The sequence below is a fragment of the Hyphomicrobium album genome (assembly GCF_009708035.1).
Classification (GTDB): Bacteria; Pseudomonadota; Alphaproteobacteria; order Rhizobiales; family Hyphomicrobiaceae; genus Hyphomicrobium_A; species Hyphomicrobium_A album.
Genome location: NZ_WMBQ01000002.1, coordinates 932629 through 951952, shown reverse-complemented (window position 1 = coordinate 951952; position 19324 = coordinate 932629). Strand labels below are relative to the sequence as shown.

General features: G+C 66.6%; 23 protein-coding genes. 14 read left to right on the top strand and 9 right to left on the bottom strand.

Annotated elements, in window-relative coordinates:
* Positions 1 to 100: 100 nt before the first annotated feature.
* Entirely contained in the window at positions 101 to 295 is a 195-nt protein-coding gene (locus GIW81_RS16810; protein WP_154740482.1) for a hypothetical protein, read from the top strand.
* 15 nt (positions 296 to 310) lie between these two features.
* Here the strand turns inward: GIW81_RS16810 and GIW81_RS16805 are convergent, their stop codons facing one another.
* Complete coding sequence (locus tag GIW81_RS16805) at positions 311 to 937, bottom strand: TetR/AcrR family transcriptional regulator (RefSeq protein WP_154740481.1); 627 nt, start codon at positions 935 to 937, stop codon at positions 311 to 313.
* Between the two features lie 206 nt (positions 938 to 1143).
* Here GIW81_RS16805 and GIW81_RS16800 point away from each other — a divergent pair, with 206 nt between their 5' ends.
* The 3 genes from GIW81_RS16800 to GIW81_RS16790 all read left to right on the top strand — a co-directional run bounded on the left by GIW81_RS16800 (position 1144) and on the right by GIW81_RS16790 (position 3383).
* Positions 1144 to 2097 (top strand): homocysteine S-methyltransferase family protein, encoded by a 954-nt coding sequence (locus GIW81_RS16800; protein ID WP_154740480.1) that lies wholly within the window; start codon positions 1144 to 1146, stop codon positions 2095 to 2097.
* A gap of 213 nt (positions 2098 to 2310) precedes the next feature.
* Complete coding sequence (locus GIW81_RS16795) at positions 2311 to 2853, top strand: DUF6869 domain-containing protein (RefSeq protein WP_154740479.1); 543 nt, start codon at positions 2311 to 2313, stop codon at positions 2851 to 2853.
* A gap of 53 nt (positions 2854 to 2906) precedes the next feature.
* A complete protein-coding gene (locus GIW81_RS16790; RefSeq protein ID WP_324615080.1) occupies positions 2907 to 3383 on the top strand; it encodes a YaiI/YqxD family protein in 477 nt (158 codons plus the stop codon).
* Here GIW81_RS16790 and GIW81_RS16785 read toward each other — a convergent pair.
* Positions 3380 to 4327 carry a hypothetical protein gene (locus GIW81_RS16785; protein ID WP_154740477.1) on the bottom strand — a complete coding sequence of 316 codons (948 nt, stop codon included), beginning with the start codon at positions 4325 to 4327 and terminating at the stop codon, positions 3380 to 3382. The genes GIW81_RS16790 and GIW81_RS16785 overlap by 4 nt on opposite strands.
* Before the next feature lie 194 nt (positions 4328 to 4521).
* Positions 4522 to 5490, bottom strand: coding sequence for a hypothetical protein (locus tag GIW81_RS16780; protein WP_154740476.1), 969 nt, complete (start codon positions 5488 to 5490; stop codon positions 4522 to 4524).
* A 261-nt stretch (positions 5491 to 5751) separates the two neighbouring features.
* Between GIW81_RS16780 and nhaA the strand changes: the two genes are divergently transcribed.
* The gene (gene nhaA / locus GIW81_RS16775; RefSeq protein WP_324615079.1) at positions 5752 to 7617 is read left to right on the top strand and encodes a Na+/H+ antiporter NhaA; all 1866 of its coding nucleotides are present in this window, start codon (positions 5752 to 5754) and stop codon (positions 7615 to 7617) included.
* On the opposite strand, the gene GIW81_RS16770 is transcribed toward nhaA, so the two are convergent.
* Both GIW81_RS16770 and GIW81_RS16765 read right to left on the bottom strand, forming a co-directional pair.
* Positions 7588 to 8313: a DUF1223 domain-containing protein gene (locus GIW81_RS16770; protein ID WP_154740475.1), complete on the bottom strand. Its 726-nt coding sequence runs from the start codon at positions 8311 to 8313 to the stop codon at positions 7588 to 7590. The genes nhaA and GIW81_RS16770 overlap by 30 nt on opposite strands.
* Before the next feature lie 63 nt (positions 8314 to 8376).
* Positions 8377 to 9126, bottom strand: coding sequence for a DUF1223 domain-containing protein (locus tag GIW81_RS16765; protein WP_154740474.1), 750 nt, complete (start codon positions 9124 to 9126; stop codon positions 8377 to 8379).
* Between the two features lie 152 nt (positions 9127 to 9278).
* On the opposite strand from GIW81_RS16765, the gene uvrB reads away from it, so the two are divergent.
* The 4 genes from uvrB (at position 9279) to GIW81_RS16745 (ending at position 13611) form a co-directional block, all read left to right on the top strand.
* Positions 9279 to 12236 (top strand): excinuclease ABC subunit UvrB, encoded by a 2958-nt coding sequence (gene uvrB / locus GIW81_RS16760; protein ID WP_154740473.1) that lies wholly within the window; start codon positions 9279 to 9281, stop codon positions 12234 to 12236.
* Between the two features lie 41 nt (positions 12237 to 12277).
* A complete protein-coding gene (locus GIW81_RS16755) occupies positions 12278 to 12478 on the top strand; it encodes a hypothetical protein (RefSeq protein WP_154740472.1) in 201 nt (66 codons plus the stop codon).
* Between the two features lie 21 nt (positions 12479 to 12499).
* Entirely contained in the window at positions 12500 to 12754 is a 255-nt protein-coding gene (locus GIW81_RS16750; RefSeq protein WP_154740471.1) for a ParE family toxin-like protein, read from the top strand.
* A 227-nt stretch (positions 12755 to 12981) separates the two neighbouring features.
* On the top strand, positions 12982 to 13611 hold the full coding sequence (locus tag GIW81_RS16745; protein WP_154740470.1) for a DUF502 domain-containing protein: 630 nt from the start codon (positions 12982 to 12984) through the stop codon (positions 13609 to 13611).
* 10 nt (positions 13612 to 13621) lie between these two features.
* On the opposite strand, the gene GIW81_RS16740 is transcribed toward GIW81_RS16745, so the two are convergent.
* Positions 13622 to 14071 carry a DUF3592 domain-containing protein gene (locus GIW81_RS16740; RefSeq protein WP_154740469.1) on the bottom strand — a complete coding sequence of 150 codons (450 nt, stop codon included), beginning with the start codon at positions 14069 to 14071 and terminating at the stop codon, positions 13622 to 13624.
* Positions 14072 to 14250: 179 nt separating this feature from the next.
* On the opposite strand from GIW81_RS16740, the gene GIW81_RS16735 reads away from it, so the two are divergent.
* From GIW81_RS16735 to GIW81_RS16725, 3 genes are all read left to right on the top strand, one after another.
* On the top strand, positions 14251 to 15108 hold the full coding sequence (locus tag GIW81_RS16735) for a COG3904 family protein (protein ID WP_154740467.1): 858 nt from the start codon (positions 14251 to 14253) through the stop codon (positions 15106 to 15108).
* 223 nt (positions 15109 to 15331) lie between these two features.
* A complete protein-coding gene (locus GIW81_RS16730) occupies positions 15332 to 15532 on the top strand; it encodes a hypothetical protein (RefSeq protein ID WP_154740465.1) in 201 nt (66 codons plus the stop codon).
* A gap of 21 nt (positions 15533 to 15553) precedes the next feature.
* Positions 15554 to 15742: a hypothetical protein gene (locus GIW81_RS16725; RefSeq protein WP_154740464.1), complete on the top strand. Its 189-nt coding sequence runs from the start codon at positions 15554 to 15556 to the stop codon at positions 15740 to 15742.
* A gap of 359 nt (positions 15743 to 16101) precedes the next feature.
* On the opposite strand, the gene GIW81_RS16720 is transcribed toward GIW81_RS16725, so the two are convergent.
* Together GIW81_RS16720 and GIW81_RS16715 are read right to left on the bottom strand one after the other, a co-directional pair.
* Complete coding sequence (locus GIW81_RS16720; protein ID WP_154740463.1) at positions 16102 to 16497, bottom strand: hypothetical protein; 396 nt, start codon at positions 16495 to 16497, stop codon at positions 16102 to 16104.
* A 139-nt stretch (positions 16498 to 16636) separates the two neighbouring features.
* A complete protein-coding gene (locus GIW81_RS16715; protein WP_154740462.1) occupies positions 16637 to 17626 on the bottom strand; it encodes a hypothetical protein in 990 nt (329 codons plus the stop codon).
* Positions 17627 to 17808: 182 nt separating this feature from the next.
* Here GIW81_RS16715 and GIW81_RS16710 point away from each other — a divergent pair, with 182 nt between their 5' ends.
* Complete coding sequence (locus tag GIW81_RS16710) at positions 17809 to 18399, top strand: hypothetical protein (RefSeq protein ID WP_154740461.1); 591 nt, start codon at positions 17809 to 17811, stop codon at positions 18397 to 18399.
* A 4-nt stretch (positions 18400 to 18403) separates the two neighbouring features.
* Here the strand turns inward: GIW81_RS16710 and GIW81_RS16705 are convergent, their stop codons facing one another.
* The gene (locus tag GIW81_RS16705; protein WP_154740460.1) at positions 18404 to 18835 is read right to left on the bottom strand and encodes a hypothetical protein; all 432 of its coding nucleotides are present in this window, start codon (positions 18833 to 18835) and stop codon (positions 18404 to 18406) included.
* Positions 18836 to 19023: 188 nt separating this feature from the next.
* Between GIW81_RS16705 and GIW81_RS16700 the strand changes: the two genes are divergently transcribed.
* On the top strand, positions 19024 to 19302 hold the full coding sequence (locus tag GIW81_RS16700) for a hypothetical protein (protein WP_154740459.1): 279 nt from the start codon (positions 19024 to 19026) through the stop codon (positions 19300 to 19302).
* Positions 19303 to 19324: the final 22 nt, after the last annotated feature.

Genomic DNA, 19324 nt, shown 5'->3' with positions numbered 1-19324 from the left:
GCCCGCCACATCAGGCGGCGCCCCCCGGGGGGGAACCAATCGCGCCTCAAGTTGTTGCCGCAACGGGCGCCTTCCTTCCCGCTCGTTGAGGAGAACAATCATGAAACTTGCTTCGCTCACAGCCGCTACTGCGGTCGCTCTCGTCATGGCCACCGCGCTGTCGTCACCGGCCGCCGCCTGCAAGTGGAAAAAGGCCGGCTATCACGGCTACCGCACCGCCGATGCCGGGGCAGTACGCGGGTGGAAGCACCGCAAGCACTGGAAGCATCACAAGCGGTACGAAAGCATGAAGTAGCGGCGCCATCCGCCGTCACGCCCCCAAGAACACGGCGCGCACGTAGCCGCGGTAGAGCATGATCTGCCGCGGCAACGCGTTCTTATCCTTCAGCACTTTCGATAGGATGATGCCGCCGTCGGCGACCGCCGAAAGCATGTCGGCGAGATCGTCGAGATCGACCTCGATGCGCGGGGGATAGCGCGCGCCGATGAGGTCCAAGCGAGCGCGAAATCGCTTACGCCAGGCGAGCACGGCCTGGGCGTTCAGGTCGCGCACCTGCTGGTCGAACAGCCGGTCCTGATAGCAATAGGCGGCGATGAGGCAGCCGGGATGCCCCGTCGGCAGCTCGCTCATCAGCTCGGCCAGCATCTTCAAACCGACGAGGAATCCGTGCAGGGGGTCCTCGTTCAGCGCGTCGGCGCGCGCGAACAACTCGTCGAACAGCTGGTCTTCGTGGGCGATGTAGCGGGCGAGCAGCGCGCGGGCGAGCTCCGTCTTGTCCTTGAAGTGATAGAAGAAGCCGCTCTTAGTGATACCGGCGGCGGCGATCAGCTCGTCGATCGAGGTGCCGGCGAAGCCCTTCTCCAGCACCGCCGTCTCTGCGAACTGCAGGATGCGTTCCTTGGCGTCGCCGCGCCGCCGGGGTGCTTCAGTGTCCATGCCCGAACTGTACCTTAGGTACAGTCGCGGCGGGAGCGCGCGGGCGCGTGTTGCTGAACACGCCCCGGCAGTCCCCGGCAAATCGCTGACAACACTTCACAAACCAGATGGCGCCGAGACTGGACCACGGGTGCGCTATCCGGCACTGACGCCGCTCGGCTAGCTTGCGCGGCGTCGGAGCGAACCGAACGACCGGAGACCATGACATGGCCAAGTATCGCCACCGCCTGCCCCAACTCGAAGGCGGCCTGTTCCTCACCGACGGCGGTCTCGAGACGACGCTGATCTTCCACAAGGGCGTGGAGCTGCCGCACTTCGCTGCCTTCGACCTGCTGCGCACCATCGAGGGGCGCGAGATGCTGCGCGACTACCATGTTCCCTACATCGAGGCCGCGCGCAGCAACGGCTACGGCTTCATCCTCGACGGGCCGACGTGGCGCGCCAGTTCGGACTGGGGCACGAAGCTCGGCTACTCGAAAGAAGCTCTCGCCGCCGTCAATCGCGACGCCGTGGCCCTGACGCTGGAGCTGCGCGACGCCCACGAGACGCCGGCGATGCCCATGGTGGTGAGTGCCACGCTCGGGCCGCGCGGCGACGGCTACGTAGCGGGCGAGCTTATGAGCGCACAGGAAGCGCAGGCCTACCATGCCGAGCAGATCGGCGTCTTTGCCGACACCGAAGCGGACATGCTGACCGCCTTCACTCTGACCAACACCGCGGAAGCCATCGGCATCGCACGCACCGCCAAGGCCGCCGGCATGCCGGTCGCGCTGTCGTTCACACTGGAGACGGACGGCAAGCTGCCGACCGGCGATCGCCTCGCCGACGCCATCGGAAGCGTCGATGCCGCCACGGGCTCCTACGCCGCCTACTACATGATCAATTGCGCGCACCCGACGCACTTCGAGAGCACGTTGCGCGAAGGCGGCGCGTGGCTGAAGCGGCTGCGCGGCATCCGCGCCAACGCGTCGAAACGCAGCCATGCCGAACTCAATGAAGCGCCGGACCTCGATGCGGGCGACCCGCAGGAACTCGGCGCCCAGTACCGCTCCCTGCTGAGCAGCTATCCGCATATTCGCATTGTCGGCGGTTGCTGCGGCGCCGACGATCGCCACATCGCCTGTATCGGCACCGCGTGCCGGCACCCGGCGGCGGCCTGAGGACGGCGCGGCGGTTTATCGGCAAGTGCCTGAGCGAGCTAGACTTATCGGCTGCCGAGCTGCCTCGCATCGCCCGCCATCCGGCCCCCGGATCAGGGGGCCGGATGGCGTGAAGCTGCACATGCTCGTCGTCTACATAACCGTGCCGGAAAGCCGCTATTATTCGATTCTCCGAACACCGAGCTCGCCGCTCGGGCCTAAGGGAATTGCGCCATGGAACGCACGTGGAGCTGCTTCGACTGTCAGTTCGACGGCGCCGAGCCCGTCTGCTTTGCCGCCGACGGCCATTTCGATCCCAAACGGCTTGCCCGCATCCTCTTGAAGATCGGCCCGGCCGAGGGTGCCCCCGACGACAAATGCGACCGCATGCGCGCCTACGACTGCGTCGACGAGATGGTGCAGACTGCGCCCGAGGCGAGCGTTACCTTCATTCTTGCCGCACTCGATGAGTGCAGAACGTCGGCGCAGGTCTCCCTGCTCGGCGCCGGCGCGCTCGAGACGTTGCTCAAGATGCACGGTCCGCAAGTGATCGGCCCTCTCGAGCGCGCAGCCCGTCAACACGCCAAGGTGCGATACCTCTTGTCGGCGACTTGGGGGCAGCAGTCGATCTGCCCGTCGGTCTGGGAGCACCTCATCGCCGCAGTCCGACCCGGTCCGGTAATGGACGCCGATCCGCGCACGCCGGCTGCCGGCATGGGCGACAAGGTCCTCGACGCTGACGGTGTGGCGAAGCTGCTTTCCGAGCCTATGGCCTGAGCGGTGCAGCCGATGGCTTGCGCCCCGGGCACAAATCGCTAAACAGCGGCAGCGTGAGCAGCGAAGCCAAACCCGAGACCGGCGACCCGACGATCTACGTCGATGCCGACGCGTGCCCCGTCAAGGACGAGGCGGTGCGCGTCGCCGAGCGGCACGGCCTGCACATCCATTTCGTGTCGAACGCCTTCATGCGCCTGCCCGAGGGGCCGTTGATCCACCGCGTCGTCGTTGCTGAAGGCCCCGATGCCGCCGACGACTGGATCGTCGAGCACATCGGGGCGCGCGACATCGCCGTCACCGCCGATATTCCCCTCGCCGCCCGCAGCCTCAAGAAGGGTGCGCAGGTCATCGGCCCGACCGGCAAACCGTTCACCGAGTCCGGCATCGGCATGGCGCTAGCGATGCGCGAACTATCGCAGCACCTGCGCGAAACCGGCGAGAGCAAAGGCTACAACGCCAGCTTCACCAGGCAGGATCGCTCGCGCTTTCTCGAAGCGCTCGAGCTCGCCGTGCGGCGGGCGCGCGGCTAACCGCGCGCGTAGACCGGGATGAGAAAGTGCGCAGAAAAGCGTGGCCCGATCATCTCGACGGCGCGGACGTAGAGGCTCCACTGGATGCCGGCGCCGTCATCGTCCAGCGCACACGCCGGCTGATCGGGCGGTAATGGCACTTCGATGGGAATGCTGACGCCGTCCTTGCTGCGCATCAAGCGGTCGCGCCCGATGGCATGCGTTTCCGACCACACCGTCACGGTGCGCCACTCCTTGGTGCGGCGACCCTTCTCGTCGGTGGTCCAGCGCCAGACGCGACGCTCGCAGGCGATCAACGCTTCGAGGGCGACGACTTCCGGCATATTGGCGATGACGCTGCCGCGGAAGCGATCGCCGAGGATACCGGGCAGCGTGTCGATACGCAGGATCGATGTGCCATAGCGCCACCAGGTTCGCGTCGCGTTGATGGCGCAGACGAGCCCGATGAGCCCGGCCAGCGGCAGGAAGACGATGAGCACCGCTTCGCCCCACGAGTCGCGCGCGGCGGCGATGATCTTGTCGCTGTTGACACTCCATAGGAAGGCGCAGGCGCCGCACCAGCCGCCCGACCAGATCCACAGGAAGATCATGACGGCGAGGCTGGAGCGGTCGACGACCTTGCGCGCCGCCCAGTCGTCGTGCAGCATCCACGGCTGGCCGGGGTAGAGCGCGGCGCGGCGCGCCTCGCGGGCGGCGTGCACCGGCGCGGCGACGTAGGTGAGGTAATAGAAGCCGGGACCGATGGCGCTGAACACGCCGCCGAGGACGACGCAAAATATCGCCCCAACGAGATCGGCTTCGCCGCGACCATAGGCGGACAATCCGGCGACGACCGAGATGATGCCCATCAGCGTGGCAAGGATGACGAAGAAATGCATGACAAGGGCGCCGAACAGATTAGCGAGGCGCGCAGCGGCGGGAGTATCGGCGGGAGACGTGGACATGGGACCTCGATGAAGCTCGAACGGGAGCTGGACCTAGCAGTCCGCGTGGGCGCGCCCTGTAACCCGGGGAACCGCCACTTCGGTCATCGATGGGAGCGTGTCAGGAAACCGACGCCTTCGACAACGCCAGGCGCGCAGCGCCGAGGATGGCGCCAGGTTGCTCCGGCGTCCCCGCCAGCTTCCCTAGGCAGGACCTAACGGCGGGCGAAGACCGGCACAAGGAACCGCGCCTCGTAGCGCGGGTGCGGCTCGCCCGGCCGAGGCGGCTTCACCTCGTAGTCCGTGCGCACGTAGAGCGTCCACTGGATGCCGACGCCCTCCTCGTCGAGCGCGAATGGCAATTTGTCACCAGGCAACGGGACGTCGATCGGGATGGTCGTGACGTCTTTGAATCGCATCAGGCGGTCGGCCGGGATCTTGTGCGTCGCGGACCAGAGCGTCTCGGTGCTCCATTCCTTGCGACGGCCCTTCGAGCCCTGCGCCCAATGATAGGTGCGCCGCTCGCAGGCAATCTCAGCCTCCAAAGCGATCGCATACGGAAGACGCACGCTCACGCTGCCGCTGAATTCGTCGCCTAGGTAACCCGGCAGCGTGTCGATGCGCAGGGTCGAGGTGCCGTGACGCCACCACGTGCGCGTGGCACCGATGGCGCAGAGGACGCCGATCAGGCCGCCGATCGGAAAGATCAGGCCGAGCGCCGCCTCGCCCCACGATTCGCGCGCCGCGGCGATGATCTTGTCACTGTTGACGCTCCAGATGAACGTGCAGGCGCCGCACCAGCCGGCCGACCAGACCCACAGGAAGATCGCGACGGCGAGGCTCGATCGATCGGTCACCTTGCGCGCCGCCCAATCCGGCCGGAGCATCCAGGGCGCGTCCGGATGCATCGCGCTTATGCGGGCACTGCGCGCTGCGCGTGCGGGCTCGACGAAGAACAATAGGTAGTAGAGCCCGATGCCAAAAGCGGTGAATACGCCGCCGACCACGACGCAAATGATTGCACCGGCGAGCTCGGTCTCGCCGCGATGAAACGCTGCGATGCCGCCCAAGGATGCTGCGATTCCCATCAGCGTCACGAAGCCGAGGATCAGATGGACGACGACGCTGCCGAGCACACCGCGCGGCTGCTCGACGCTATGGGTCGTTTCGATTGGCGAAGGCATGTGACGGATTTGGCTCGGTGAGAATGCGATTGGCGGCGTCGTTAACCGCGGCGGGGAGAGAGGGCAAGGGTGATTGTGTGTCGCAACCGGCGATGTAAGACGCCAAGCGGCTGCACGCGTGTTCCGGCGGAAATAGCAGACGGCACATCGGACTGGGGGGCGACCCTACAGCCCCCCGCGTCGGGCACGCACATTGATTTGGTCGTGTCCTCGGCTAGTGTCGGCGCGAACTTTCCCGCCAGCTAGAGAGCAAACGCGACAGTGGAGCAATCGAACCTGAGCAGCCGCCTCGACCGGCAGGTCGGCGCGCAAGACCACGTCCTCGGACCGGCCGGCGCGCCCATCACCCTCGTCGAGTACGGTAGCTACGCCTGCCCCTACTGCCGCGCCGCCAACGAGCGCATCTCGCAAGTTCGCGACGAGCTCGGCGACCGGCTGCGCTACGTGTTCCGTCACCGGCCGGTGCGCGGCAACGACCTGGCCCGCCGCGCCGCCGAACTCGTCGAGCACGCGCCGGACGCTGAAAAATTCTGGGATGCGCACGTCAAGCTGATGTCGCGCTCGGAGACGCTGACCGAGGACGATCTCAAGGCCGTAGCCAGCGATCTCGGCATCGACGTGCCCTACGCCACCGCCTCCCCCGATTTCGAGCAGCACGCCAAGGAGCGGGTGGACGCCGATGAACTCAGCGCCAACGCCAGCGGCGTGATGATCACGCCTACCTTCTTCATCAACGGACGCCGCTACGACGGCGCCTGGGACGAAAGCTCGTTCTCCGATGCGATGCTGGGCACCCTCGGCCATCGCTTCCGCACCGCCGCGCTCGACTTCGCCAGCTGGGGACCTTCGGCGGGCTTGCTGCTTCTCGCCGCGACCATCGCCGCCATTGCCATCACCAACTCCGCATGGGGTCCGGGATTCGAGGCCTTCTGGGAACAGCCGTTCGGATTCGCCGTCGGCGCGGGCGGCTTCCAGATGTCGCTCCGTCACTGGGTAAACGACGGACTGCTGACCGTCTTCTTCCTCGTGGTGGGACTGGAGATAAAGCGCGAGTTCACCGTCGGACATTTGGCGAGCCGCCGTTCCGCGGCATTGCCCATCGCGGCGGCAATCGGCGGCATGGTCGTGCCGGCCGGGCTTTACGCGCTGATCCTGCCGTCGGGTCCGTGGGCGCACGGCTGGGGCGTGCCGATGGCCACCGATACGGCGTTCGCCGTCGCCATCATCGCCATGATGGGGAGCCGGGTTCCGGTCGAGCTGCGCATCTTCCTCACCGCCGCCGCCATCGTCGACGACATCGGCGCCATCCTCGTCGTCGCGGTGTTCTATTCGCACGGCATCGATTGGGTCTATCTCGCCGGTGCGCTGGCCGTCACGGTGGCGCTGGCGCTGCTCAACAAGGCGCGCGTCTATCGCGTCGCGCCCTACGTGGTGCTCGGCATCGTGCTTTGGGCGTGCGTGCATGCGGGCGGCTTGCACGCGACGCTCGCCGGCGTGGTGCTGGCGCTGTTCATTCCCACGCGGCCGCCGGCCAACCTCGATGCGCTCACCGCGCAGCTGTCGACGATCGTCACAGCGGAGGCACGCCACGGCGACGAGGTGCTGCGCCACGGGCCGTCGCTGCCTGCGTTGCGCGCTATCGATGCGATCTTCGATCGTATGGAATCTCCGGCCGACCGCCTGCTGCGCCACGCCGGCGCGCGCTCGAGCTACCTGATCCTGCCGATCTTCGCCCTGGCCAACGCCGGCGTGCCGCTGACGATGGACGTGATCGCCGCCCATGAGCCGCTGATGCTCGCCATCATGGCCGGACTGGTCGTCGGCAAGCCGGTGGGGATGCTCCTCGCGTCGGGAGCCGCGGTGTGGACGGCGATGGCGGTGAAGCCCGCGGGGTACACATGGCGCCAACTTTCCGGCGCCGGGGCCCTTGCCGGCATCGGCTTCACCATGTCGTTGTTCATCGCCGGACAATCGTTCCCGGCGGCGAGCGACTTCGCGGCGGCCAAGATCGCCGTGTTCGCGGCATCGCTTATATCGGCGGTGATCGGCATTGCGGTTCTATGGCATCCGCAGCAGAATCCCGCGGAGGCAAACGGCTTAGGCGCGGGGGCCGTGCAGCGGCAATAGCGCCGTGCCGAGGATGGCGCCTGGGTTGGCGGGCGTGCCTTCCTGCACGAGCACCACGACACCGTCGTAACCCTGATCGTTCGCCAGCTTCGCCTTGAACGACGCCCCTGCGCCGGACCATTCGCCGACGGGGATGATTTCGCGCACGATGTTCGTGTAGGCGATCTTGCGTCTGGCGTTCTCGCCGCGGCCGATGGCGACCGCGCGCGAGCCGAGATACGGCAGCAGCACGACCGTAGCACGCGGGCTGCCGCTGCCGGTCGCGCCGACCGTAACTTCGATCTCGTCGCCGGAGCGTTTGACGCTCACCGGCAGCTGCGGAGGTGTCGTGGTCTCCGCCGATGCATCGATGGCGCGTCGGTTGGCACCGTTGGCGTGCTCGCTGCCGTTGACGACCACCTGCGGCGTGTAGACCTGCCCGTCCCCGCGGATGCGCGCGTAGGCGTATTGGCGCTCGGTGAAGGCGTGCTTGGCGAAAGTGTCCTTCCAGCCGAGCCGGTCCCAGTAGTCCACGGGCAGAGACAGGGCGAGGAACTGTGGATCGTCGGCGAGCTTGGCAAGCAGTTCATCGGCTGGCGGGCACGAGGAACAACCCTGGCTGGTGAACAGCTCCAGCACGTAGCGGGGTGCAGCCGTGGCGGCACCGGCAATGGCCGTGAAGGCAGCGATCAGGCAGGCGTGCTTCATCCAGCGCATAGGCGAGCTCCCGGTTTCCGGTGCCCATAGTACGCTCGCCGCGCGCCTTCGTTACTGCGCCGCTCAGTTATCGGCGTTCTCGGCACTGGGGAATGCCGCCGTCTTGGCGCGCAACAGCACGCGCGCCGCGCCGAGGATGGCGCCCGGCTTTTCCGCGGTGCCGGCCTGCAGCAGCACGACGACGCCGTCGTAGTGCGCGGTGTCCCTCAGCTGCAGCTTTTGCCTGACCGGCTTGCCGTCCCAGCGGCCGACCGGCACGATATCGCGCACGAGGTTGGCATAGTGCAGCGTCTCCCCGCGGCGCATGGGAATTTCGCGCGAGGTCATGAAGGGCAGCATGGTGATCATCGCGCCACCCTGGACGGCGCGCTTGGCCGCACCGACAGAGATGACGATCTCGGTTCCCGCCACAGCGGCCTTGACCGGGACCGAGAGCACGCCGGCGGTCTGGGCGATGGCGTCCTTGATCTCGCCGGGATCGGAGCCCATCGCCTCCGCCGCGCCGTTGACCATCGCCTGCGGCGTGTAGAGGCTGTCCTCGTTGCGCACGTCGGCGTAGGCGGACTGGCGCTCGGTGAATTCCGGCTTGGCGAGGGCGTCCTTGCGGCCGGGGCGGTCCCAGCTATCGACCGGCATCACCAGGGTGATGAGGTCCGGCTGGCTGGCCAGCTTGACGAACAGCTCGTCAGCCGGCGGGCACGACGAGCAGAACGGGCTGGTGAACAGCTCGAGCACGGCGCGCGGCGCGGCCGCGGCGGCATGGGCGCCGGCGCAAACGGTGAGAACGGCAAGCGCTAATCTATTCCAACGCATACAGGATCCTCGTTATCCCCAGATCGGCAGTGTTCCTCCCAATCGCGGCCTCGATGCGGCAGCTTGGGGGCAGCGGGTTAATGCCCCTTCTATCCCGCGCTGCGCCCCCGGGGGCGCTTGAGCGGGGCGGCGGTCGAGGCCATATTCGGCGCATGCCCCCTCCCCCCAAGGACCCCGACAAGATCCCCAAGCCGCGCGCCTCGCGCGTCAGATCCGGCAAGCCGCCGGCGCCGCCGACCGAGACCGCGGCCGGCACGCCAGAGGTGCGCGCCCGTGGCAAGGCAGGGCGAAAGCCGGCCGCCCCGGCGCCGGGGATGCAGGAGGCGCCGCAGGCGACCTATGACGCTCTTCGCGCCCTTGCCTTTCCGGGCGCCCCCGCGACCGACGACACCAGCGGGCGGCCGTCCTACGACGGCGAGGCGGAGCACAAGCCGCTGCCGGCGCTGCGCCAGCAAGGGCCACGCCCCCCGTTCGCCGGCGAGGCGCTCGGCAAGTACCTCGACGCCCTGCTCGCCAAGCCCGAGCAACGCAACGAGCGGGCGCGCGAGATCCTGCTCACCCAGCCGATGCTCGCCGAGCATCCGCTCGTCTCTGGCGATCGGCCGACATTCGTGCCGCACCGTCCGCCGCGGCCGGAGAAGTCGGAAGGCGGCATCCGCTTCGACATCGTCTCCGAGTACGAGCCGAAGGGCGACCAGCCGACCGCCATCGCCGAGCTGGTCGACGGCGTCGCCAAGCACGAGCGCAGCCAGGTGCTGCTCGGCGTCACCGGCTCGGGCAAGACGTTCACGATGGCCAAGGTGATCGAGGGCACGCAGCGCCCGGCGCTGATCCTCGCCCCGAACAAGACGCTCGCCGCGCAGCTTTACGGCGAATTCAAGAGCTTCTTCCCCGACAACGCGGTCGAGTACTTCGTCTCCTACTACGACTACTATCAGCCCGAGGCGTACGTGCCGCGCACCGACACGTACATCGAGAAGGAATCGTCGATCAACGAGCAGATCGACCGCATGCGCCACGCGGCGACGCGCTCGCTGCTGGAGCGCGACGACGTGATCATCGTCGCGTCGGTCTCGTGCATCTACGGCATCGGCTCGGTCGAGACCTACACGGCGATGACCTTCACCGTGCAGGTGGGCGAGCGCCTGTCGCGCGACCAGCTCATCGCCGACCTCGTCGCCCTGCACTACCGGCGCAACGACATCAACTTCGTGCGCGGCTCGTTCCGGGTGCGCGGCGACACGGTCGAGCTGTTCCCGGCGCATTTGGAAGACCGCGCCTGGCGCATCTCGCTGTTCGGCGACGACGTCGAGAGCATCGTCGAGTTCGATCCGCTCACCGGCCAGAAGTCCGACGAGCTGTCGCTGGTGAAGATCTACTCCAACTCGCACTACGTGACGCCGAAGCCAACGCTGCAGCAGGCAATCAAGTCGATCAAGGCGGAGCTGAAGCTGCGCCTCGACGAGCTCTACGCCAACGGCAAGCTGCTCGAAGCGCAGCGGCTGGAGCAGCGCACCATCTTCGACATGGAGATGATGGAGGCGACCGGCTCGTGCGCCGGCATCGAGAACTACTCGCGCTATCTCACCGGCCGCAAGCCGGGCGAGCCGCCGCCGACGCTGTTCGAGTATCTGCCCGACAACGCCTTGGTCTTCGTCGACGAAAGTCACGTCACCGTCCCGCAGATCGGCGCCATGTTCCGCGGCGACTACCGGCGCAAGGCGACGCTCGCCGAATACGGCTTCCGCCTGCCCTCGTGCATGGACAATCGCCCGTTGCGCTTCGAGGAGTGGGACGCGATGCGCCCGCAGTCGGCGTTCGTCTCGGCGACGCCGGGCTCATGGGAGATCGAGGAGACGGGCGGCACGTTCGTCGAGCAGGTCATTCGTCCCACCGGCCTCATCGATCCGCCCGTGCTTATCCGCTCCGCCAAAAGCCAGGTCGACGACCTGCTGTTCGAGGCGAGGGAAACGGCCAAGCGTGGCTATCGCACCCTCGTCACCACGCTCACCAAGCGCATGGCCGAGGACCTCACCGAGTACATGCACGAGGCCGGCATCCGCGTGCGCTACATGCACTCCGACATCGAGACGCTGGAGCGCATCGAGATCATCCGCGACTTGCGGCTTGGCGCCTTCGACGTGCTGATCGGCATCAACCTGCTGCGCGAGGGCCTAGATATCCCCGAGTGCGGCCTCGTCGCCATTCTCGACGCCGACAAGGAAGGCTTCCTGCGCTCGGAGACGTCGCTCATCCAGACCATCGGCCGCGCCGCGCGCAACGTCGACGGCCGCGTCATCCTCTACGCCGACAACGTCACCGGCTCGATGGAGCGCGCCATCGCCGAGACGGACCGGCGGCGCGAGAAGCAGACGGCGTATAACGTGGCGCACGGCATCACACCGGAGAGCATCCGCAGCCAAATCCAGGACATCATGTCCTCGGTCTACGAGCAGGACCACGTGACGGTCGATATCGGCCTCGCCGATGCGCCGATGGTCGGGCACAACCTCGCCGCCGTCATCGCGGACCTGGAAAAGCGCATGCATACGGCGGCGGCCGATCTCGAGTTCGAGACGGCGGCGCGGCTGCGCGACGAGATCAAGCGGCTGCGCGACACCGAGCTTGCCGTCTCCGACGATCCGCTGGCGCGTCAGGCGGAGGTCGAAGAGAAGGCGGGCAGCTTCAAGGGCGCGCGTAAATTCGGCCCCACAGCCGATATCGGTGGCGGCAAGGGCGCGTCAAAGATCGCTACTGAGTACGAACCGGTGCAGCCGACGCACGCGCAGCAGACGTCGCGGATCAAGAAGCCGTCACTCGACGATATGGGTCCGGGGACGGACCGCGCCATTCCTCGCCGCGAAGCGGTGAGTGTGAGCGAGACGCAGGTTCCCGCACGGGCGCCGAATGTGGATGCGCGCGCCAAGGCAGGTGCTTTTGGAGAGGGCGTACGCGGACCGCACAAGCCGACGCTCGACGAGATGGGGCCGCACGCGTCGCTGCCGGTGAAGAGCGGGCCGCGCCCGGCGCGCACCATCGACGTGCCGACCGAGACCGAGAAGAAAGCCCGCCGCGGCCGCCCCCGCAAAACCGGCCGGCCCGGGCAGTAGGGCATCTCGCGCGGGCCGGCGTCCCGTGCTATCAGAACAGCATGACATCGCTCGAGGAAATCGAAGCCGCAGTTGCCCAGCTCTCGCCCGCGGATCTGAAAAAGCTCCGCGCGTGGCTCGATGAGCTGGATGAGCGCTTGTTCGACGAGAAGATCGAACGGGATGCGAAGGCGGGCAAGCTCGACAAGCTTGCCGCCAAGGCGATCGCCGAGGACGATGCGGGCACGACGTCCGAACTTTAAACAGCACTGCGAAAGCCAACCATGGAACACCGGAAGAGCGAAGACTTCCGGCGAGCCTATCGCGCGCTACCCGATGACGTTCGCGCCCTTGCCGACAAGAATTTTCGCTTGCTCAAGGACGACCCGAAGCATCCGGCACTCAGGTTCAAGAAAGTTGGCCGTTACTGGTCCGCGCGCGTGGGCCGCTCCTATCGGGCGCTAGCCGTCGAGCGGCCTTATGGCTTCCTTTGGTTCTGGATCGGCCATCATTCGGACTATGACAGGCTCATCGGTTAGGACAGGCTAGCGCGAACGAACGCTCAGCGAGCGAGCCGCGCACCGTCGACGTGCCAACCGAAGCGGAGAAGCGGGGCCGCCGCGGTCGCCCCGCTAGACCGGCTGGCCGGGGCAGTAGGACCGAACGGTCCGCACCGTAGCCCGGCACAGACCTTGACGCCGCCGCGAACGTTGCAGACGCTTGCTTCTCGCACCGCAGGATTCTCCTGCCGACAAGGGAAAAACCGATGAGCAGAATCGGGCGCATCTTCCTCACCGGCCTGCTGGCCGCACTGCCGCTGCTGCTCACGATCTTCATCGTCGCCTGGCTTCTGTCGCTGCTCAACCAATATCTGGGGCCGAGCAGCGGCTTCGGCCGCATCCTCGCATCGCTCGGCCTCGGCGGCGGCCCTTCCGAGCTCGCGTCCTACCTGATCGGCCTAGGCTTGATCGGCGCTGCCATTTATGCGCTTGGGCTCGTCGTGCATTCGCGGCTCGGCGCATGGGGCGCCGCACTGTTCGAACGACTTATCCGCCGCGTCCCGCTGATCTCGAGCGTCTACGATCTCTCGAGCCGCTTCGTCTCGATCGTCGACACCAAGAACGGCGACAGCGTGAAGGGCATGAGCCCGGCATGGTGCTATTTCGGTGGCAAGCCCGGCGCCGCCGTTCTGGCGCTGCTCCCGTCGAAGACGCCGGTCCGCCTCGGCGGCGAGGACTATCTCGCCGTCCTCATTCCCTCCGCCCCGGTGCCGATCGGCGGCGCGCTGGTCTACGTTCCCGCCGCGTGGGTCGAGCCCGCGGAAGGCGGCATCGACGAGCTGATGAGCGTGTACGTTTCGATGGGCATAACGCCACCAGGGCAGGCTCCCACGTAGCGGCGGCACGCTAACTGCCGCGGCTGCGGTGGCGCTCGAGCACAATCCAGCCGAGCATCATCAAGGTGGCCAGGTACGGCACCAGCACCCATTCGTCGTAGACCACGACCGCCCACGCCTGCTCGGGGTTGAGCGCCGTCAGCGACGGGTCGTCGGGCGCGTACACGACATCGATGTGCTGGCCGGCGTGGAACCGCGCCGCCGTATCCCGGGGCACGCTGAGGCTCGCATCGACCGTCGCGTTGGCGGGCGTCGTGAAGCTGTAGTCTAGTATCCAGCGTCCTCGGCTGGCGAGCCGATTGCGTACCGCGGGCCGCACGTCGCGGACTATCGCCGAGGCGATCCGCCCCTCGTCGTTGAGCGTCCGAAATGCGCGGTAGTCGTAGACGGCCTTGGCGCCAAGACCGGCAACCACCAGGACGTTGGCCATCAGGATCAGGTACAGCAGGCGGTCGCGCATCGCGGGCCCCGCGCCAAAGCGGCTCGCTCCTTCGGTACGACCGCGAGCGACCCGATGCAAGCAGAGGCGTCGCGCCGCGTGGAGCGGCCGGTTCCAAGCGCTGCGAAGCCAGGAACGCGTCGACTGGGAATGTTGCGCGCGCTAGTTTGGGCGCCCACGGGTCAGAGGGCGAGATCGGAATGTTGAAGTTCTTTGGGCGGCAGTGGCGCGGCGAAGCACCGTTCTGGGTCAGCGTGCTCGTCGTTTCCTTGATACTGCCTTGGGCGTTGATCGTTGGCGGCACTCAATGGCTCAGCGCCGACACCATCGAAAGCACGCCCCAGCGCAGCATCATAGCCAGCGCCATCATCTTCTCATTGATCGCCGTTGTCGGCGTCTGGCAACTCGTGGGCACGTGGCGCGCCAGCTCCAGAAGCAAAGCGCCGGACCGATGGTGGATCACGCGCTGGATGGGGCGGCTCGTGGCCGTCGCGGGGTTCGCGCTGACGGCGTTCGTGCTCTCGACGGTGCCACCCGCCATGGCGCGCTTCTACTCCGAGATGAACGACACCGACTATATCGGCCAGCAGGGTCATAGTCTCACGGTCGACGGCGATCGGGTCGTGATCACAGGCCAACTGTCGTGGGGGCTGTACGATCAGTTCGTGCAGGCGCTGCGCGACGACCAGGTGCAGACCATCGTGCTGAACAGCAACGGCGGACACTACGCGGTCGGTCGCCGAATGGCCGTGCTGATCAACGAGAACGGTCTCGATACGCTGACGACGGAGATGTGTGCCAGCGCCTGCACGTTCGCTTACCTTGGCGGCCATAACCGGACGCTGCAAGCCGGAGCGCGGCTGGGGTATCACGCGCCTTCAGGCAACACCGATCAAGTGCTCTCCAACGTCGGAGCGCACATGGCCGGCGTGCTGCGTACGGCGAACGTGCCGGACGAGTTCATCCAACACATGCTGGCGACGCCGGGAGACAAGGTCTGGTTCCCGACCGTCGACGAGTTGCGGCAGGCGAACATCGTCACCGACGTGATCGAGTAGGCGGTTTGAGGCGCTAGCAGCGCCGAGCCTCTTCCCCACGCCACCGTCGAACTAGGCAGCGCAGCAGGCTTATGCTTGCGGACCACTAAACCATCGGATAGTCGCCCCGACCCACGGGGTTAGCCGGCCCAACCAATGGGCCGGCCACAACTACGCACGTGCAATGGCTGAAGCACCCCCGACGCCCCACTCTCCCTGCGTGAGATGCGACGGAGCCGAGCCGATGTGCGGTCAAGTTCAGAGCAATACGTGGCAAGCGGTGGCCAACGGGGTGACGGCGTTTTCGTGCGCCGCGCTTCTGTGGACGTCGCACACGCTGCCTGCAGGACAGAAGCCGCAGCCGGGGACGCGCACCGCCGTCGAGCTCATCGCCAATACGCCGGAGCGCGTACTTCTCAAGCCGGCGCAGCTGCACGCGACCTGAACTCACGAAGGGAGAAGCGCCATGACCTCGCCGAAAGTTAGCCACTACCCGATGGACGGATACGACGGCGGCCGCACCGCGAGCGCGCCCGAGGAATTCAGCACGTCTGTGCTCAGCTGGATCGAGCGCCCGCGCGCCATCCAGCCGAGCGACGACGACACGCGTGCACTCGCGCTGGCCATCATGGCGTTGACCAGCGCCGACGAGTGAGCACTCGCTAGTTCAGCAGATGCACGAGAAAATCATTCGCCGCGAGCGGTGGTGCAGCGCGCACATCCACACGTGCCGGAATGCGAATGGCACGTCGCGCGGTCCTTCTGGGCGAGCGTTACCTTGCTCCAACCCCCTGACGCGCCTTGACGCGCCGCAGCCGCGATCTCCGGCTGGGGAAAGGTAACGTGGGGCATGCCGACCCACCCGACGAGCATCGCTCCGATCAGTCCAGAGGCGGACGCCTTCATGCACAATCCTCCAATCGCAGACATTCCGGATAGTATAACATCCGAAATGTGGCGCCATTCCGTTGGGGATTGCCTTGTGGCCGCGGATTTGAATGGGCAGGCCGATAGCTATGCGACGGGGAGCTTCCACCGGGCAAAGGCCCAGGCGGCAAGCGGCAGCAACGCTGGCACCAGCAGAACCGCCACGAACTTCAGGGTCTCGACGACGCTGACCGTGCTCGTCGACGCGAAGTAGGAGAAGACGCCGAGAAATGCGCCGGCCAGCACCCAGATGCTGGCGCTGGCCAGTAGGAGACGGGGCGTCAAGGGCCGGCGCGGGTCGAGAAATCCGGCGACGAGATTGATGAGTGAGGCGAGGAGGAAGGCACCGATGACGTACAGGATGACAGACTGAAGGTTCGGCCCGCCGCCGCCCATGAACATCGCGAACAGCAAGAAGAGGTAAGTGGCGGCGATGCTGAGCACCCCGCCGAGCACGCCGATCGTGGCATAGAGGAAACGCATGCGACGCCCTCTGCTTCCCCGACTATAGCGAGGGAAGCAGAGGGGGAAAAGCCGCCGGCACGGCTGCATAAGGGGGTGCGCCCATGCCAACGGACGCCATCGAGGTGCGGGGCTCGCGGCGCGGATCGTCAGCGCGCCGTTACTGCGCAGGCGGACCCAGGTTGGCGAACTCGGAAGGCGCCGGCAGGATGTCATAGTGCCGATCGAGCGTCGCTTGGTCGGACGATTTCCGGCGCAGCGAGACGAGGAACTCGTCCTCGAACGGCCGCGACATGCGCATCGGGCCGAGGCCGCGCGCATCCGCCCGCGCCCGCATGCTGTCGAGCCCGGCGGCCAGATTTTCCATGCAGGTGACGCGCGAGAAGATCATCGCCTTGATGTCGGCGCGCGGACGGCACGCCTCGCCGTAGCCGTTGACGACCTTGCCGCCGCCACTGGCCGGGAAGTACAGCGCCTCGGTACCTTTGCCGCGCTTCTTCTTGTTCTGCCGTTGGCTGCCCCAGAAGCAGAGCATTTCGCGGCCATCGACGCTGCGATGGCCGAGGTAGACGACCTGGTGGCCCTGCTCGGACGCACCGACGTTCTCGTTCCAGAACAGCTTCAGGAAGTCGCCCGGACGCGCGTGGGCGAGCTGGTCGTCGCGGAAGCTCTGTCCCGTGCCGGTGTGCTTCAGGAACGCCGCGACGCCGGCGCCGTTGGCGTTGAAAATCCAGAACGGGCCTTGACCGTCGACGAGCTCCGAGCCGTCGGGAAGCGAGCGGCGGACGGCGAGCGAGCGAAGATTGTCGGCGCTGAGATTGATGCTGCCATTGTTGTGCAGCACCGCCACGAGGTGGCTGTAGAGCGCGTAGGTCGCGCTGGTGCAGTGCGAGGGGAACCCGTCGTAGACGCGCAGCTCGTGCCGGCCACCGCCGATGTTGTGCGTCTGGATCGTCGGCGCGACGAAATCGGAGCCGATGCTGTAGCCGCCACCCGTCGGCAGCGAATGGATGATGTCGACGATCATCGCGTTGTAGTCGACGCCGGCGCAGCTGCGCGGCTCGGCGTGCGCGGAATGCGATGCAAAAACGAGCGCCGATGCCGCGAGGCCGAAGCCAAAGCGGCAAAGCGCAGAGGATGCGATCCTCATGCTGGGATATTCCCCCGAATTGCCTGTCCTTCTTGCATCGTGCCCTGTCCCGAAGGCACGATAGCGGCCGTCGAGCGCGACGCGACGTCTCGCATTTGCTCTGCGTGAGTTTGGCGTGCGGGGTGTGGCCGCGAAGCGTCATGCGGACCGTCTCCATCCCCGTAAAACGGGGCCCACGGACAATGACGACGGGCGCGACGATGATGCGGCGACTGTTCAATCGGGTGCTTCGACGTGGGCGTTCCCCGCGCGAGTTGTTCGTGCACGAGGACGATTGGGGCCAAATCGAGGTGCTTCCAGCCGCCTGCGCAGCGTGGTGCGAGGCCGAGATCGCGCGCATCGATCACTTCGCGCGCGACCACGCTTCGCCCGACGGCACGGGCTGGACCGACATGTACGTCCGATCCGTCGCTCCGGTGCCGCTGGAGAGCGTGCGCATTCCTTTCGACGCTGCGGCCGATGTAATCGGCGCACGCCTGCCGGCGTTCGAGATCGTGAGCAGCGGGACGCTCTCATCACCGGAGCCAGTGCCGCACGTGCGCGGCTTCGGCCCCGCCGCAAATACCGGAGCGGTGCTCGTCGGCGACAAGACGCGGGCCCACGTCGCCATGATTGCGCTGGTCATGAACGGCAGTCGCGGTGAACTCGACGCGCTTCTCGCGGCGCTGGCTCAGCTTCCGTTCTCGGCAACTCTGCTCATCGTCGATTGGCCGCGCGGGCATGTCGTGCCGCTCGGCGATCGCAACGCGATTGCGCGCTACGCCGACGCGTGAGTGCTCAGTCGACGGGGAGCTGCGGCGTGTCCGACAATTTCGGGATCAGCTTGTAGTTCCACAGCGCCACGTCGAAACCGGCGGCCGCGTCGGTGAGATAGACCTCCATGTAGTCGGCCTTCTCCAGCGCGTCGGTGTCGAGCCAGAGCGTGCCGCCGATCGGCACCTTGTCGCCCTTGCGATGACAGGCCACCGTGAAGCCGACGATCTGATCCTTCGCCAGCTTGCCGGTCGCGTCCTTGAAAATCTTGAGCACCTGTCCTTCGACGGCGCAGGTGCCCGCGCCGGTGCGCGGCGCCTCGACCTTGGTGATGTCGATCTGCACATGATAGGGCGCCTCGGCGCGTGCCTTCCGGTAATACTCGGGCGCCATCAATGCATGCGCCTGGGCGCCGACGAGGGCGAACAGAGCCGCCCAACCCAAAATCCGCTGCATCGATTGCTCCTCGCCAGTCCGCGACCGCGTCGCGTCTTTCGCATGCGGCCGGTTAAGGCCGCTTTCCACTCCGAGATTTGAGGACGGAAGAAATCACCTGGCAGCGGCGCCGGGTGCGACTCTTTGTCTTGCCAGCGTTGGAACACCCGCCTAGGCTCAGCGGTAAGGAGACGCTCAAGGTGACGACAATGACAGAAACTTCGACCCGCGACATTTCCAAGGCCGAGGTTGAGCGCTTTCTCTACGGCAAGCACATCACCGCCTGCCCGGCCTGCGGACGCTTCCGCTCCCAGTGCGATCTTGAGGTGCACTCGATCAGCTGCCAGCGCGCGCAATCGACGAGCTTGCAGACTGCATCGACACCGGTGGACGTGCTGATGGTCGTCTGCCAGAACTGCGGTGCCATTCAGTTCCACGACCGCACGGTCGTCGCTAAATGGCTCGACTGCCAGCGTCGCGTTAAGTAGCGCCGCTAGAGCCGCGACAAAA

What these genes read in the sequence shown, in the direction of transcription:
- uvrB (WP_154740473.1), top strand. Translation starts at nt 9,279, where the DNA reads ATGCCCCCTCCCCCCAAGGACCCCGACAAGATCCCCAAGCCGCGCGCC.
- GIW81_RS16805 (WP_154740481.1), bottom strand. Translation starts at nt 937, where the DNA reads ATGGACACTGAAGCACCCCGGCGGCGCGGCGACGCCAAGGAACGCATC.
- GIW81_RS16715 (WP_154740462.1), bottom strand. Translation starts at nt 17,626, where the DNA reads ATGAGGATCGCATCCTCTGCGCTTTGCCGCTTTGGCTTCGGCCTCGCG.
- GIW81_RS16720 (WP_154740463.1), bottom strand. Translation starts at nt 16,497, where the DNA reads ATGCGTTTCCTCTATGCCACGATCGGCGTGCTCGGCGGGGTGCTCAGC.
- GIW81_RS16770 (WP_154740475.1), bottom strand. Translation starts at nt 8,313, where the DNA reads ATGCGCTGGATGAAGCACGCCTGCCTGATCGCTGCCTTCACGGCCATT.
- GIW81_RS16730 (WP_154740465.1), top strand. Translation starts at nt 15,332, where the DNA reads ATGTGCGGTCAAGTTCAGAGCAATACGTGGCAAGCGGTGGCCAACGGG.
- GIW81_RS16725 (WP_154740464.1), top strand. Translation starts at nt 15,554, where the DNA reads ATGACCTCGCCGAAAGTTAGCCACTACCCGATGGACGGATACGACGGC.
- GIW81_RS16785 (WP_154740477.1), bottom strand. Translation starts at nt 4,327, where the DNA reads ATGTCCACGTCTCCCGCCGATACTCCCGCCGCTGCGCGCCTCGCTAAT.
- GIW81_RS16735 (WP_154740467.1), top strand. Translation starts at nt 14,251, where the DNA reads ATGTTGAAGTTCTTTGGGCGGCAGTGGCGCGGCGAAGCACCGTTCTGG.
- GIW81_RS16810 (WP_154740482.1), top strand. Translation starts at nt 101, where the DNA reads ATGAAACTTGCTTCGCTCACAGCCGCTACTGCGGTCGCTCTCGTCATG.
- GIW81_RS16740 (WP_154740469.1), bottom strand. Translation starts at nt 14,071, where the DNA reads ATGCGCGACCGCCTGCTGTACCTGATCCTGATGGCCAACGTCCTGGTG.
- GIW81_RS16795 (WP_154740479.1), top strand. Translation starts at nt 2,311, where the DNA reads ATGGAACGCACGTGGAGCTGCTTCGACTGTCAGTTCGACGGCGCCGAG.
- GIW81_RS16745 (WP_154740470.1), top strand. Translation starts at nt 12,982, where the DNA reads ATGAGCAGAATCGGGCGCATCTTCCTCACCGGCCTGCTGGCCGCACTG.
- GIW81_RS16755 (WP_154740472.1), top strand. Translation starts at nt 12,278, where the DNA reads ATGACATCGCTCGAGGAAATCGAAGCCGCAGTTGCCCAGCTCTCGCCC.
- GIW81_RS16700 (WP_154740459.1), top strand. Translation starts at nt 19,024, where the DNA reads ATGACAGAAACTTCGACCCGCGACATTTCCAAGGCCGAGGTTGAGCGC.
- GIW81_RS16800 (WP_154740480.1), top strand. Translation starts at nt 1,144, where the DNA reads ATGGCCAAGTATCGCCACCGCCTGCCCCAACTCGAAGGCGGCCTGTTC.
- GIW81_RS16765 (WP_154740474.1), bottom strand. Translation starts at nt 9,126, where the DNA reads ATGCGTTGGAATAGATTAGCGCTTGCCGTTCTCACCGTTTGCGCCGGC.
- GIW81_RS16750 (WP_154740471.1), top strand. Translation starts at nt 12,500, where the DNA reads ATGGAACACCGGAAGAGCGAAGACTTCCGGCGAGCCTATCGCGCGCTA.
- GIW81_RS16780 (WP_154740476.1), bottom strand. Translation starts at nt 5,490, where the DNA reads ATGCCTTCGCCAATCGAAACGACCCATAGCGTCGAGCAGCCGCGCGGT.
- GIW81_RS16710 (WP_154740461.1), top strand. Translation starts at nt 17,809, where the DNA reads ATGACGACGGGCGCGACGATGATGCGGCGACTGTTCAATCGGGTGCTT.
- GIW81_RS16705 (WP_154740460.1), bottom strand. Translation starts at nt 18,835, where the DNA reads ATGCAGCGGATTTTGGGTTGGGCGGCTCTGTTCGCCCTCGTCGGCGCC.